A 13,099-nucleotide genomic window follows, 5' to 3' on the forward strand; every position below is an offset into this window, starting at 1 on the left:
AAAAGAGAGAGGGATTCTTTTACCTAAGCCTGTTTGCTATCTGTTATTTCTGTAGGTGTTGCATCATAGTAAATCATCAAGGATTTAATATCTTTATGGACAATCATCTTAGCTAAATCTAGTAAGGGAATTAGTTGGGCTAATCGAGTACATGCTTCGTGTCTTGTGTCATGAAACCTTATGTTCTCTATTTTGCATTTCTTAACGCTTCTTCTAAAAAGTGTTGAAACCGTATCTGCATCAATGCCAAAGATGTCTCCTGATTTTTTAGGGGCCATGATCTGTAGTAGCTGGATAGCTTTGCTACTTAGAGGTACGTGCCTACGATAACCATTTTTGGTTTCTATCAATGTGAGGTACTTTCCTCTTAAGTTAACTTGTTGCCATGTGAGTGTTGTAATTTCACTTTGGCGCATTGCTATTTCTAAGGCAAAAAGGAAAATTAAGTCTAGTTTTTACTACCAGTATAATAGTAAGTAATTTTATTTCATGTGCTATTTGTCCGTACTTATTGAGTCTATTCTTTTGTTCAGAGATAGATTTGGATTTCGTAATATTGTACTTAATTAGGAAGTTAAAGTAGGGCATAAAGGGCAATAAAAAGGTGTCTGTTTCCGTCATTTTTTCCGACAAGTCAGATTCCAGACAGCAAAAAGCCCGCTAAATAGCGGGCTTTGAGACTTTGTAATGGTGCCTAGGGCCGGAAATTTAGGGACACATATATAATGGTATATCTAATAATATCAGCAAGATAGCTAAAAATTAAATATATATATTGTTATATAAAACCTTTGAGTTGGAGTAAAAGTTGGAGCAATCCGTACACTTTTAGGTCTTAGAAATACAGCTTACAATTGAAGTATTACACGTTACCTGTAAGAAAAGGGACGCATCAAAAACCGCCAATATTGCATTTTATTGCTTATCCCTAGCTTTCATCACAAAAATAATTTTAAAGCCCTTAAAATTGAATTTTTAGGCTAAAACTAACAAAAACAGTATGCCGCTGTAATCTACATGAGGTTGATGTATGGCAGATTTTTAATGTGGAGCTCTCAGGTAGAGAAGTGCCGGCTAATTAATTTTCAAAGGGATAATATGTTCAATCGGATAGCTAAGGATATCTTGTAAGCTGTATTGATCCAAATGGCTGTAAAATTGATTCATTGCAGCATTAAGAAGAAAAGGTAATCGGCAAGCTGGTGTTAAAACGCATCTTGGCGTATGACAGTTAACAATGCCGTGATTCGTATGAAGGCTCTCTTCTAATACTCGAATTAAATAGCCAACTTTATAGGATTCAGGAGAATTTGCTAATTGAATGCCGCCATTTTTACCGCGAATAGTGGATACCCACTTTTGCTTGGACATAAAGTGTACAATTTTCGTTAAATGATTCTTGGAGACACTTAATCGGTCGGCGACATCGGCAATCGTTAAGGTTTTATCGGTCGTTCCACTTAAGAGGAGTAAAACTCTAATGCCTAAATCGGTAAATTTGCTCAATTGCATAATAAATTTTTCAGCTTTAAAAATATCACGACATTATAAAGCATATTCTCCTAATCCTTCATTATTTACGGTGCGATTACACAATGTTGCCGGTATTAAATAGCTCCATATGAATCTGTTCTTGCGAAATACCTCGTTCTATTAACGCATGATGTTGTGCCTTCATAAACGCTAATGGGCCACAAATGTAATAATCGGCATTTTCTGGCAATAATGTGTTATCAAGTTCTGATAAATCCACGCGACCAATTTTATCAAAGGTGATCTTATCGCTTGGTGTTTCACAGGCTAAGAACGTCTTGAGTTGCGGTAGCGCAGTTTTTGCATCATTGAGTTGTTGCCTCATTGCGAATACTTGCTCATTTTTGCATGCGTGAATAAAAGTGATAGGCATTTTAGCATCATGCTCTTTTAAAGTCATAAGCATGGAGATCATTGGTGTAATTCCAACGCCGGCGCTGATGAAGACATTCTCTTTTTCCTGATCTTGTAAGAAGAAGTTGCCGGTAGGAGAGGTTAATTCCAGATGATCGCCTTCTTTGATGTTCTTGTGTAAGGTTGTTGAAACATAACCGCCATCTTCTCGCTTGACGGAGATTCGATAAACTTGATCATTTGCGCTATCGGAAAGCGTGTATTGTCTCGGCTGTTTAAAGCCAAGTTCCGGCACATCAACACGAACTGAGACAAATTGCCCGGCGTTGTATTTCGGTAGTGAGCTACCGTCGGCGGCGCTTAAATAGAAGGAGGTAATATTGTCACTCTCTTTCTCTTTGCGCACGACAATAAAGTCTTTCCAACCATTCCAGCCATCTGTTTGGGATAAGTTTTCCGCATAAACCTCTTTTTCTGCGGCAATTAATAGATTTGCTAATTGTTGATAAGCAGTTGCCCATGCTGAAATGAGATCGCTCTCCATGGAAATGCTGAGAACTTCACTGATGGAATGTAATAGATTTTCACCGACAATATCATATTGCGCAGGTTGAATATTTAAACTGACGTGTTTAGACACAATATGTTTTACCGCATCACCTAAAACCTCTAGTTTTTGAATGTTTTCGGCATAAGCTAATACGGCATCGGCTAATGCTTTAGCTTGTCCACCGCTTCTTTGATGTCCCATGTTAAAAACTTCTTTAAGTTCAGGGGAGTTTTTTAACATTCTTTGATAAAAATAGGTAGTTAAAGCGGTGCCATTTTCTCGTAGGGCCGGAATGGTTCCTTGTACTAATTCAATCTGCTGTGCTGATAACATTTCGTCTCCAGATAGATAACTAAAAAATACATCTTATTAAAAATGAATGCGAATGGAAAGGTTTGAAATAGATCTAAAATTACTCAATGCGACATATCTTGTTGGTTTTAAGGCTTCGTTATAGCTGTATTGTATTCTATTGTATGGTGGAATTGACAATCTGTGTATACAGGGATTTTAAATAGATGTATAGTAAATACATCTTAATAGAGGTGAGGCGTTTATGTTTAAAACAATATTTTCCTACGCATTTCGTCCTTTTTATGCGGCAGCGGCATTGTATGTGGCGTTAATTATTTTGCTTTGGTATCCGCTCGGCTTTCAAGGAAATCAGCATTACCCAAGTTTTTTTTGGCATGGGCATGAGATGATTTGGGGGTTTACCGGCGCCATTATCGTCGGATTTTTATTAACGGCTGTGAGTAATTGGACTAATACACCGCCGGTTCGTCATTATCAATTATTAATGCTCTTGATCTTCTGGGTATTAGCGCGCTTATTTGTTTATCTGCCAGTAAGTCAGGCGATCTATCTCTCTACGGTTTTTGATTCGCTATTTTATGGTTGTGCGGCTATTTTTATGCTCATCGCGCTGATTAAAAGTAAGAACTATCCCAATATTTTAGTGCCGATTGTATTGTTGTTATTTGGCAGTATTAATATTCTCTTTTGCATGGCGATGATAGGGGTTATCAAAATATCATTATTAACGGTGATGCAGTTAGGATTGCTTGGTGTTGCGGCATTCATTGGCTTAATTGGAAGTCGAGTTACACCTTTTTTTACGAGCATTACCTTAAAGCAGACGAATCAGTTTTCAAAGCCATTGACGATGATTGCTTTTTTGCTCCCTGTATTGATGATGATCGTAATGGTGCTCAATCTTCCTAAAGTAGTTGTTCTCGCACTCGGTGTGATTGTTGCCGGCACGAATTGTTATCAGTTATATCGTTGGTGGAATCCCGGTATTTTAAAAGAGCCACTACTATGGATTTTGCATGTAGGATTCTTGTTCACAACGATCGGTATCTTCGTGCTGGCGTATGCTTATAGTGTCAATTTAAAGTATTTGTCGCTTTCCACGCATTTGATTGCGATAGGCGGTATTGGTGCGTTGACCATTGGCATGATGGCGCGAACAGCGCTTGGACATACGGGAAGAGCGATGATTCTTCCGCCTTTTATGAAGGCGGCGTTTATGCTTATTTTACTTAGTGTTGTGATCCGAGTTATGGCCACGATTATGACAGACAATCAATTATTACTGATAGCGAGCGCGGTGTTATTCAGCTCAGCTTTTATCATCTATTTATATTGCTATCTGCCGATTTTATTAACGAAAAGTCGAGCTTAAAATTAGGATATAAGGAGTTTTATATGAAACCGAAAGAAATTCAGAAAGATCTTCACGAAATTGATGAGACAGAAACAGTTAATGATTCGGCATCAGAAGATGCGGAGCTTGAAGCATCAAATGAAGAAGAGAGTGCGCCTTGTTGCGGATGTTGTGGAGGTTAATATGGATTATTTAAATCAAAAAATTGGGAATATTGTCGCAGATAATTTTGCAACTTCAGAGGTTTTCAGCGCTTATGATATTGATTTCTGTTGTGGTGGCGATAAGCTTTTATCAGTCATTGTGGCTGATAAAAATATTGATTCAGATAAATTAATCGAGGCACTGAGTCAAGCGAAGGAGCAGGCAACTCGTAGTAATTTTAATTTCAAAGAGTGGCCACTAGAGTTGCAAGTAGATTATGTTACCAAATATCATCATGCAAAAATTCGGGAAAAAGGTCCAGAACTACTGAAGCTATGTGAAAAGGTCGCAAATGTACACGGCGGAACGTATCCTGAGTTAGTCGAAGTAGCTGATTTATATCGGGGATCATTAAATGATCTACTGAGCCATTTAAGAAAGGAAGATACGATTTTATTTCCATTTATTTATAAGATGTTAGAAAATGATGAAGCGGCAAAAGATAGCACCTGTTTTGGTTCTATCGAGATGCCTATATCAGTTATGATGCACGAGCATGATCAAGAAGGGGCGCGTTTTAGAAAAATAGCGCAATTAACTGCCGGTTATACGATTCCCGCCGATGCTTGTCAGAGCTATAGGGTGATGATGAAGCAGTTACAAAAATTTGAGCAGGATCTGCATGAGCATATTCATATTGAAAATAATATGATCTTTCCTGAAGCAATTCGTCGTGCAAAAGCGTTGTCGTAGTACGGATGATTGCGATATAAAACAAGAGTAGACTGACTTTATAGTTATCGTGTTTGAAGGATCATTGCCATAATTGCTGGTACGAGATTGAGGAGAGCGATCTCGTGTCGGTGATTTTTTAGTTTTGTGTGGTTATATGCTGGTCATCATGCTAACTTTTGAAGTTATATAGTCATTTGTATTTAAAAAGTGCTTTTATAATTGCCGGCGCGGAGTTGCTAAAAGTGAGCAGCCATTCTCGCCAGTTATGCATCGACCTTTAAATAGAATCTTTAATTAGGTAGCTTTAAGCCGATTTCACTATAAAAGATAATAAATCAAAAAAATAAGCAATATAGCGTAGGGAGGATTTTATGGAGAGCAATCAACTTTCTGAGTGGATTATTGAGCAAGCGAATGATGCGATTATTTACAGTAATCGTGAAGGGATTATTGGTTATTGGAATGCGGCTGCTTGTGAACTATTTGGATATTCTAAGGCGGAAGTATTAGGGGAAAGTCTGAATTTGATTATTCCTGAACATCTACGTAAACCACATTGGCATGGATTTTATGTAGCAATTGAGAGTGGGAATTTAAAATTATCCGGAAAGCCGACAGTCACTCGCGCGCTCCATAAAGATCGCACACAAAAATTATATGTAGAGATGAGCTTTGCGCTGATTAAAGATCATCAAAATCAGGTGCAAGGTAGTGTTTCTATTGCGCGAAAAGTAACTGGCTAGTCTTGCTAAGAAGTATGTTTGGTTGATTGGAGTTACTTGTGACAAGATCTGTGATAGTTAAAATTCCAGACAGCAAAAAGCCCGCTAAATAGCGGGCTTTGAGACTTTGTAATGGTGCCTAGGGCCGGAATCGAACCGGCACGACCGTATAAGGGTCGGCAGATTTTAAGTCTGCTGCGTCTACCAATTTCGCCACCCAGGCATTAGGTGTAACTCAGTAGAAGACAAATGATACAGGGGAAGTTTCTAAAAAGCAACAGCTGATTAAAAATGATTCATTTGTTGGTGGACTATCCTGCTAAATCGAAAACATGGTAGGATAGATGATCTACCGAAAAGGTCTGTTAACTAAGGGTTATAGAGTATAAGGGTTTTAATCGATGGGTCAACTATTTAATTTTGAAAAAATTGTAAACTTTAGAAGTTTTACCGGATTGAAGACTGCGGAAAACGCTACCATCAAGGATGGGCGGATCTATCGTAGTGCTCTGCTCGATTTTGCAACCCCTAATGATATGGATCTACTTCAATCACTAGCGCCTGATGTTGTTGTCGATTTTCGCCTTGAAGGGGAAAAGCAGGGAGAGGGTATTAAATTGATACTCGATTCGATCGATTATCAGGCGAAACCGATCGATGTGGGAAATTTTTTTAGTCCTGATCAGATCTCTGCGTTGAGTGAGCTAAAATCGGAAGATATTGGGCGACTTTTTGAAAAGATGTACCAAGAGTTCCCCACCTGTGGTGCCGTGCAGTTTAAGACGGTTTTTGATGCTATTTTGGCGAATGAACGGGTTGTGTATCATTGTAGTGCCGGCAAAGATCGAACAGGGGTGATGAGTTATCTGATTCTTTCAGTTCTAGGCGTTCCGTATGACGATATTATGGAAAATTACTTGGAGTCTAATCGTTATGCCGAAGCACTCCATCAGCTCTTTAGAGAGAATCGCCGCAAGGCAGGGCATCATCTGACTATTAGTGAAGAGCTTGAAGCACTCTTTAAGAAGATCCGTTATGTTGCACCAGAATATTTAGATGTCTTAGATAAGACGCTAGTCGAAAATTATGGGGGTGCAGTGCCTTATGTGGAAAAGGTTTTAAAGGTCGATACAGAAGCACTGAAGAACGTACTCTTAAAATAGCTCCAATGCTGTATGTAAATTAGTTGAGTTATCTAGAGTGCCGGAATACTGAGTTCAGAGATTAAAATAGAATAATCATAATGAGTAAGAGCGATCGGTTGATCGCTCTTTTTATTGGTTGCTTTTGCTTTTTATGATCTTCTTTTTCGATCCCTCTTTGCCCCATGAGCTCTATTGTAATGCCCAATAGAGGAGGATTGTGAGCGGTATAAAGAGAATTGCTGCATAGAGAAGCCTCTGTGCTACGGAGTTAAGAAAGAGACTTTTAGGTTGTTTATGCATATTAGAAGAGAATATAAAAAGTTAAGAAGATAATAATGATCATTAAAGCAAGGCCGATAAGCGGGCGATCTGCGGAAATTGACACCGGTTTTTCGGTATGCGCTGCAGATCGATCTCTTGTACCGGTGATCATGGTGCGAATAAGATTTTGGCGCTTAACAATAAGGTAAGCAAATACCGCTGTAATATGTAATCCGATAAACCATAGGAGTACAGCTCGACCATTTCCGTGGATTGCGATCATATTGCTTCTCATATCGCTATCTGCCAGTTTTGCTAAAGGAGCATTGGCAAACATATAGGTATTATCTTCTAAGAAGAGACCTGTTACGACTTGGATGAGGAGTAGAAGGATCAAGGCAACAACCATCAGCGCCCCTAAAGGATTATGCCCTTCGGTAGGTGTAACCGACTTTTTAAGATATTGCATAATGTGGTAAGGACCACGAACAAAGTTGCTAAAACGTGCTGTTGTTGCGCCAATAATTCCCCAGATAAGACGGAATATGAGTAGTGCAAGGATCAATGTACCGGCATATTGGTGAATCGCCATTGCCGAGTAGCTTCCTAAAAACTTTAAGTCGTAATAATCTGAAAAATTATAGGATGTATAGACACATACTAATACCGCAAGCGCTAATAGCCAGTGAAAGAGGCGTGTTGGTAAATCCCACACTTTTATCATCTGTTCTCTCCTTATCAATTGAGTTCTTCTATAGAAATCATAACATTAATGGGCTTTAGTTGACCTATTTAGTTGATTAGATGGTTCGTTTCAAATGGTACGCCCCAATGATGCGATCAACTTATTGTAACGCTTTCCGATCTACTAATTGGTTGGGCGGAATCGAATCTCAAATCCCTCTTTAGCGAGATATTTACGTACGACGGGATCTTCCGGCATCGGTACTTTATCTGCGCTTAAAATTGCAACAAAAACACTATTATCAAACTCCTCATTGCCACTTGATCGAGTAATAACGGGCGTGCCAATAATAGTCCCATCTTCTTTAACTTTAAATTGGACGGTAGTGGTTAATCCATAACTACCAGGAGGTGTGATCCAGAGCGCATAGAGGTAGGAGTGAACCTTAGCGAAGTAATCATTATTAAGAGCCGCCGCAATTCTTGTCGCCTCTTCTGCCGCTTTTGCTTCTGCAGCTTTTCGCTCTGCCGCAGCCTTCTCTTCAGCGGCTCGCTTCTCTGCTGCGGCCTTCTCTTTGGCTAAACGTTCTTTCTCCGCCCGCTCTTTCTCTGCTTTTTCTTTAGCTAAACGCTCTTTTTCTGCCTGTTCCTTCGCAGCTTTCTCTTTTGCCGCCTTTTCCGCAGCCTCTTTAGCACGTTTCTCTTCTGCTAACTTCTTCTCTTGGGCCTCTTTCTCAGCTGCTGCTTTCTTCTCTGCGGCAATCTTTTCCTGTTTTGCGCGCTCTTCAGCAGCTTTTTTTTCTGCGATGACACGCTCTTTTTCCGCTTTTTCACGGGCAACTTTCTCTGCTTCAGCCTTCTGGGCGGCGCGTTTCTCTGCCTCTATACGTTCTTTTTCAGCCTTTTCACGAGCAGCTTTCTCTTCAGCGGCTTTTTGTGCAGCACGTTTTTCCTCTTCTATTCGTCTTCTTTCAGCCTCTTCTTTTGCCCGTTTCTCTGCCTCAAGACGCTCTTTTTCGAGTCTTTGTGCTTCGGCAATACGGTTCATCTCATCGATCACCTCTTGAGTATCGATCCTTTCAGATTTTGCGATACGATTTTCATCACTGATTTTAAGTGATGGATCATCGATACTTGCCATCTGTATCTTCTGAAATGAAGAGAATGAGAAGTAGCCAACAATAGCGATAACAAGCCCTGTTAAGAGCGCGCTGCTGATATTGATAATCTTATCTTGTGTTTCGCGATTCATAATGATCTACTCTTTTTAAGCACAGTCGCCTACTCTGTCGGGGCAGTCATGAGTTGGACATTTTTATTGGTGATGCCTTGAAGCAATCCCATAGCATCAATGATACGACCATAGGGAGCATTTTTATCCCCTTTAACTAAAGCTTGTATATTGTTGTTTTCTGCAAAAATATTACGGGCTAAAACTTCAATCTCCCCTTCAGGAAGGGCTATGCTAGGGTTGTCAGCAAGATTGAAGAAGAAACTGCCAGAAGCATCCACAGAGATCACCATCATCTCTTCCCCTTCGACCGCAACGGCTTGACTCGATTCCATCTGTGGTGGATCAACATCAATACCGACGGAGATGGTTGTCGCTGTCACCATAAAAATAGTGAGGAGAACAAACATGACATCGACATAGGGGACAATATTCATGTCTGAAGAGAGTTTGTTGATCCGTTTACGTCGTCTCATAACGATATTTCCCTAAGTAAGTTCGATAGATTATGAATAGTGTTGCGGCGCTACTTTTTGTGACATCTGTACATATTGTCGCGCTAAGATATTGGCAAACTCATCGATAAAGCTATCATAACGAGTCATAAGATTATTAATATCATTACTAAATTTGTTATAAGCCATTACCGCCGGGATCGCCGCGAGAAGACCGATAGCGGTAGCAACGAGAGCCTCCGATATCCCCGGCGCGACCTGTGCAAGTGTGACCTGTTTTACGGTTCCTAATGCACTAAAGGAGTTCATAACGCCGATAACGGTTCCTAAAAGTCCGATATAGGGCGCCACTGAACCGATCGTTGCAAGCCATGAGAGAAATTTTTGGATAATAGTCTCTTCTCTTTGTGTTTCGGCGAACATTGCATTTTTGACACTTGAAACAATAAAGTCAGGCGAGTAGTTCGCATAGCCACGTAAGCGTGTAAACTCTTGAAATCCTGAGAGAAAGACCTTCTCTAAGTCGCGGCAATTCTTTCCTTTTTTGATCGCCTCAGAGGCCAATTGATTGATGTCAGCCCCAGACCAGAAGACGCGTTCAAATTGATTTACACGATGCTTTGACAGTTTTATAGAGATATATTTTTTCCAGATTAAGAAGATGGCAATAATCAACATGATTGCCAGAATCAACATAATAATCTTCGCAGGGAAGCTTGCGCCGGCAATTAAATGCCAAAATTGTAAATCAGAGGACATCGTACAACTCCTGAATTAAAAGAATTTGGGAAGGGCTTTAGGGCGTCGCGACTCAACATCAAGCGCAACTATTTCGACAATACCCTTTGTTAAAACTTCATCATTACGCATAATAATCTGTTCAAATAGCGCTCGGGTTCTACTTCGCTTAATTATAGAGGATCTTACAACAAGATCATCGCAGAGATAGGCCGGTTGAAGATATTCGATCTCCAACTTGCGGACAACAAACATCTCATTGGCTGTTGCTGCGTGGGTATTGAGATTAACCCCTTTTGCCATTAGCCATTCGGTGCGTGCGCGCTCCATAAAATTGAGATAGGTAGAGTGATAGACGATTCCGCCGGCATCTGTATCTTCATAGTAGACCCGAATCGGGAGCTCAAAGGTATCGATTTTCTGTTCCATTGTGAATAGGGCCGTCTTCTCTTTTAGAATGAATTAAGGTCATAAACAGCGTCATTTTACCTGATCTTTGACTAAATTTCGCCGTTTATCTTCCCTTTATCGCTTTATAGGCCGATATCTCTCTTTTCTATCTTATTGAAAATTACTTTAAGATCTTGAGGGATTGGGCTTTCAAATTGGTATCTCTTTCCACTTAGGGTGAACTGGAGATGTTGGCAATGGAGGGCTAAGCGGGGAGATTTCTCCTTTAATTTTGAGTCTGAGTTGTAGCGATTATCGCCTAACAGAGGAGTGCCGAGATGTGCGCTATGGACGCGAATCTGATGCGTTCTACCTGTCTCAAGTCGTGCTTTTAAAAGAGAGATTTTATCTCCTTCCTGGAGAAGTTGAAAGTGAGTAACTGCCGCTTTTCCATCGGGAGAGACAATGACATGTCGCTCCCCTTGGTGGCGATTTTCTGTATCTAATGGTGCTGTTACAGTGAGAGTTTCGGGATGCTGATCAGACCAGCGACCTTCCACTAAAAGATGGTATTCGCGAAGAATATCACTCTCCTGTAAAGCTCTTAAACTTTTGCCATTTTTCGCAATCATTAAAAGCCCACTAGTTTCTCTGTCTAATCGTTGAACAAGCTCATGATAATCCCCCTCTCCATAATTTTTAAGAATCTCAATAATGCCATAAGGGATATGGGAGCCGGCATGTACCGCTAATTTTGTCGGTTTATCGATAATAAGAAGATCCTCGTTTTCAAAGAGAATGCTCTGCGCTACTTGCTGCCAAGCTTCTGGCGGAATAGTGATTTTTATGCTCTTTTCTATCTTTACCGGGGGTAGGCGCAATTGATCCCCCGCTTTTAAACGAGTTGTTGGCTTTGCTCGCCCTTTATTAATACGCACCTCTCCCTTGCGAATCATCTGATAGATTCTGCTTTTAGGGAGTTGTTTGAAGTAGGTAAGAAGAAAGTTATCTAAGCGTTGTGTCTCCTGATGCTCTGTAATGGTGACCATTGTGGCAGGGATAAACTCAAAAGCGTGATTGTCTGACATAGAAGGCCTTTTACATCGGTCATTAATCAAAACTATAAACTGAAAACCATAAAGCTGGTATTAGGTACAGTTAGATAAAGTTAGATACAGTTAGAAATAATAAAACTAGAAGTAATAAAATGGAATAATAATGTGGTTGTAGAGCGATAAGATTGACATAATTGTGCTAAAAATAAAATAGCTTCCATTTAGGAAGCTATTTTCACTGATTAATTCAATGATTAGAGTTTTTAAATCTACTCTTCATCGATTGAGAGGAGATCTTCCTCTTTGTCATCGAGTGAGCCGGCAAGGGGCGCGCTAGTATTAAGGAAGTGTTCACGCACTTTTTGTTCTATCTCTTTAGCAGTTGCTTCATTTTCACGAAGATACTGCTTTGAGTTCTCTTTACCTTGCCCAAGACGGGTGTCACCATAGCTATACCAGGCCCCGGCTTTATCGACAATTCCGGCATCAACACCAAGATCAATTACTTCTCCGAGTGTATCAATGCCAGCGCCATACATAATCTCAAATTTTGCTTCTCTAAAAGGCGGGGAGACCTTATTTTTAACAACACGAACACGTGTATCTGCACCAATGACCTCATCGCCTTTCTTCACAGCACCTGTTCTACGGATATCAAGGCGAACTGAAGAGTAGAATTTAAGCGCATTTCCACCCGTTGTTGTTTCGGGGTTACCAAACATCACGCCGATCTTCATACGAATTTGGTTGATGAAGATAACAAGAGTATTTGATTTTTGAATATTGGCAGTGAGTTTTCTCAATGCTTGGCTCATTAAACGTGCCTGAAGCCCCATATGAGAATCTCCCATCTCCCCCTCAATCTCTGCTTTAGGGGTGAGGGCTGCAACGGAGTCAACAACAACGATATCGATTGCGCCAGAGCGTACTAATGTATCGGTAATTTCGAGCGCTTGCTCTCCGTTATCTGGTTGAGAGATGTAGAGATTCTCAACATCGACCCCCAGTTTGGCGGCATATGTGGGATCGAGTGCATGTTCAGCATCGATAAATGCAGCGGTTCCACCTGCTTTTTGCGCTTCAGCGATAACATGTAGTGTAAGTGTTGTTTTACCAGATGACTCTGGACCATAAATCTCAACGATACGGCCTCGTGGTAAGCCACCAATGCCTAATGCAATATCTAGACCGATTGAACCGGTAGAGACGGGGATAATATTGGTAGGAGTCTGCTGATCTCCGAGGCGCATAACTGAGCCTTTCCCAAATTGACGGTCAATCTGCCCTAAGGCAGCTTGGAGGGCTTTGCGTTTGTTCTCATCCATTTTATAAAGTCCTTATCTACGGGAGGGCTATAATATTACATTTAAGTATTAATTATGCCACAAAATTATCACAAAAATTACATTTAAGTGTTTTGGGATCGCTTGTTA

15 protein-coding genes and 1 tRNA gene are annotated in these 13,099 nt (G+C 40.4%); 5 read left to right on the plus strand and 11 right to left on the minus strand.

Annotation, left to right across the window (positions count from 1 at the left end):
- Nucleotides 1-23: 23 nt before the first annotated feature.
- The 3 genes from DC082_RS07735 to hmpA form a co-directional block, all read right to left on the minus strand.
- The gene (locus DC082_RS07735) at nucleotides 24-443 is read right to left on the minus strand and encodes a site-specific integrase (protein WP_268245784.1); all 420 of its coding nucleotides are present in this window, start codon (nucleotides 441-443) and stop codon (nucleotides 24-26) included.
- 631 nt (nucleotides 444-1,074) lie between these two features.
- Nucleotides 1,075-1,512, minus strand: a complete 438-nt coding sequence (locus DC082_RS07740; RefSeq protein WP_109236495.1) for an Rrf2 family transcriptional regulator — start codon at nucleotides 1,510-1,512, stop codon at nucleotides 1,075-1,077.
- 76 nt (nucleotides 1,513-1,588) lie between these two features.
- On the minus strand, nucleotides 1,589-2,770 hold the full coding sequence (gene hmpA, locus DC082_RS07745; protein WP_109236496.1) for an NO-inducible flavohemoprotein: 1,182 nt from the start codon (nucleotides 2,768-2,770) through the stop codon (nucleotides 1,589-1,591).
- A gap of 223 nt (nucleotides 2,771-2,993) precedes the next feature.
- Between hmpA and DC082_RS07750 the strand changes: the two genes are divergently transcribed.
- The 4 genes from DC082_RS07750 (at nucleotide 2,994) to DC082_RS07760 (ending at nucleotide 5,728) form a co-directional block, all read left to right on the plus strand.
- The gene (locus DC082_RS07750; protein WP_109236497.1) at nucleotides 2,994-4,124 is read left to right on the plus strand and encodes an NnrS family protein; all 1,131 of its coding nucleotides are present in this window, start codon (nucleotides 2,994-2,996) and stop codon (nucleotides 4,122-4,124) included.
- A gap of 23 nt (nucleotides 4,125-4,147) precedes the next feature.
- The gene (locus DC082_RS10765) at nucleotides 4,148-4,288 is read left to right on the plus strand and encodes a hypothetical protein (RefSeq protein ID WP_157957423.1); all 141 of its coding nucleotides are present in this window, start codon (nucleotides 4,148-4,150) and stop codon (nucleotides 4,286-4,288) included.
- A 1-nt stretch (nucleotide 4,289) separates the two neighbouring features.
- On the plus strand, nucleotides 4,290-5,003 hold the full coding sequence (gene ric / locus DC082_RS07755; protein WP_109236498.1) for an iron-sulfur cluster repair di-iron protein: 714 nt from the start codon (nucleotides 4,290-4,292) through the stop codon (nucleotides 5,001-5,003).
- A gap of 353 nt (nucleotides 5,004-5,356) precedes the next feature.
- Nucleotides 5,357-5,728 carry a PAS domain-containing protein gene (locus DC082_RS07760; RefSeq protein WP_109236499.1) on the plus strand — a complete coding sequence of 124 codons (372 nt, stop codon included), beginning with the start codon at nucleotides 5,357-5,359 and terminating at the stop codon, nucleotides 5,726-5,728.
- Between the two features lie 112 nt (nucleotides 5,729-5,840).
- Here the strand turns inward: DC082_RS07760 and DC082_RS07765 are convergent.
- Nucleotides 5,841-5,930: transfer RNA gene (locus tag DC082_RS07765), tRNA-Leu, on the minus strand.
- A 178-nt stretch (nucleotides 5,931-6,108) separates the two neighbouring features.
- Here DC082_RS07765 and DC082_RS07770 point away from each other — a divergent pair.
- Nucleotides 6,109-6,870 (plus strand): tyrosine-protein phosphatase, encoded by a 762-nt coding sequence (locus DC082_RS07770; protein WP_109236500.1) that lies wholly within the window; start codon nucleotides 6,109-6,111, stop codon nucleotides 6,868-6,870.
- Between the two features lie 283 nt (nucleotides 6,871-7,153).
- Here DC082_RS07770 and DC082_RS07775 read toward each other — a convergent pair whose 3' ends face one another.
- The 7 genes from DC082_RS07775 to recA form a co-directional block, all read right to left on the minus strand.
- On the minus strand, nucleotides 7,154-7,837 hold the full coding sequence (locus tag DC082_RS07775) for a cytochrome b/b6 domain-containing protein (protein ID WP_109236501.1): 684 nt from the start codon (nucleotides 7,835-7,837) through the stop codon (nucleotides 7,154-7,156).
- 144 nt (nucleotides 7,838-7,981) lie between these two features.
- Nucleotides 7,982-9,049, minus strand: coding sequence for a cell envelope integrity protein TolA (gene tolA, locus DC082_RS07780; protein WP_109236502.1), 1,068 nt, complete (start codon nucleotides 9,047-9,049; stop codon nucleotides 7,982-7,984).
- A gap of 29 nt (nucleotides 9,050-9,078) precedes the next feature.
- Nucleotides 9,079-9,504 carry a biopolymer transporter ExbD gene (locus DC082_RS07785; RefSeq protein WP_109236503.1) on the minus strand — a complete coding sequence of 142 codons (426 nt, stop codon included), beginning with the start codon at nucleotides 9,502-9,504 and terminating at the stop codon, nucleotides 9,079-9,081.
- A 30-nt stretch (nucleotides 9,505-9,534) separates the two neighbouring features.
- Complete coding sequence (tolQ, locus tag DC082_RS07790) at nucleotides 9,535-10,242, minus strand: protein TolQ (RefSeq protein ID WP_109236504.1); 708 nt, start codon at nucleotides 10,240-10,242, stop codon at nucleotides 9,535-9,537.
- A gap of 15 nt (nucleotides 10,243-10,257) precedes the next feature.
- Nucleotides 10,258-10,650 carry a tol-pal system-associated acyl-CoA thioesterase gene (gene ybgC, locus DC082_RS07795; RefSeq protein WP_109236505.1) on the minus strand — a complete coding sequence of 131 codons (393 nt, stop codon included), beginning with the start codon at nucleotides 10,648-10,650 and terminating at the stop codon, nucleotides 10,258-10,260.
- Nucleotides 10,651-10,754: 104 nt separating this feature from the next.
- The gene (locus DC082_RS07800; RefSeq protein WP_109236506.1) at nucleotides 10,755-11,699 is read right to left on the minus strand and encodes an RluA family pseudouridine synthase; all 945 of its coding nucleotides are present in this window, start codon (nucleotides 11,697-11,699) and stop codon (nucleotides 10,755-10,757) included.
- Between the two features lie 236 nt (nucleotides 11,700-11,935).
- Nucleotides 11,936-12,991: a recombinase RecA gene (recA, locus tag DC082_RS07805; RefSeq protein WP_094567600.1), complete on the minus strand. Its 1,056-nt coding sequence runs from the start codon at nucleotides 12,989-12,991 to the stop codon at nucleotides 11,936-11,938.
- Nucleotides 12,992-13,099: the final 108 nt, after the last annotated feature.

Origin of the sequence: Ignatzschineria indica, from assembly GCF_003121925.1 — a bacterium.
GTDB lineage: Bacteria > Pseudomonadota > Gammaproteobacteria > Cardiobacteriales > Wohlfahrtiimonadaceae > Ignatzschineria > Ignatzschineria indica.

Coding starts and splice junctions, on each gene's coding strand:
- DC082_RS07740 (WP_109236495.1), bottom strand. CDS start 1,512: ATGCAATTGAGCAAATTTACCGATTTAGGCATTAGAGTTTTACTCCTC.
- hmpA (WP_109236496.1), bottom strand. CDS start 2,770: ATGTTATCAGCACAGCAGATTGAATTAGTACAAGGAACCATTCCGGCC.
- DC082_RS07750 (WP_109236497.1), top strand. CDS start 2,994: ATGTTTAAAACAATATTTTCCTACGCATTTCGTCCTTTTTATGCGGCA.
- DC082_RS10765 (WP_157957423.1), top strand. CDS start 4,148: ATGAAACCGAAAGAAATTCAGAAAGATCTTCACGAAATTGATGAGACA.
- ric (WP_109236498.1), top strand. CDS start 4,290: ATGGATTATTTAAATCAAAAAATTGGGAATATTGTCGCAGATAATTTT.
- DC082_RS07760 (WP_109236499.1), top strand. CDS start 5,357: ATGGAGAGCAATCAACTTTCTGAGTGGATTATTGAGCAAGCGAATGAT.
- DC082_RS07770 (WP_109236500.1), top strand. CDS start 6,109: ATGGGTCAACTATTTAATTTTGAAAAAATTGTAAACTTTAGAAGTTTT.
- DC082_RS07775 (WP_109236501.1), bottom strand. CDS start 7,837: ATGATAAAAGTGTGGGATTTACCAACACGCCTCTTTCACTGGCTATTA.
- tolA (WP_109236502.1), bottom strand. CDS start 9,049: ATGAATCGCGAAACACAAGATAAGATTATCAATATCAGCAGCGCGCTC.
- DC082_RS07785 (WP_109236503.1), bottom strand. CDS start 9,504: ATGAGACGACGTAAACGGATCAACAAACTCTCTTCAGACATGAATATT.
- tolQ (WP_109236504.1), bottom strand. CDS start 10,242: ATGTCCTCTGATTTACAATTTTGGCATTTAATTGCCGGCGCAAGCTTC.
- ybgC (WP_109236505.1), bottom strand. CDS start 10,650: ATGGAACAGAAAATCGATACCTTTGAGCTCCCGATTCGGGTCTACTAT.
- DC082_RS07800 (WP_109236506.1), bottom strand. CDS start 11,699: ATGTCAGACAATCACGCTTTTGAGTTTATCCCTGCCACAATGGTCACC.
- recA (WP_094567600.1), bottom strand. CDS start 12,991: ATGGATGAGAACAAACGCAAAGCCCTCCAAGCTGCCTTAGGGCAGATT.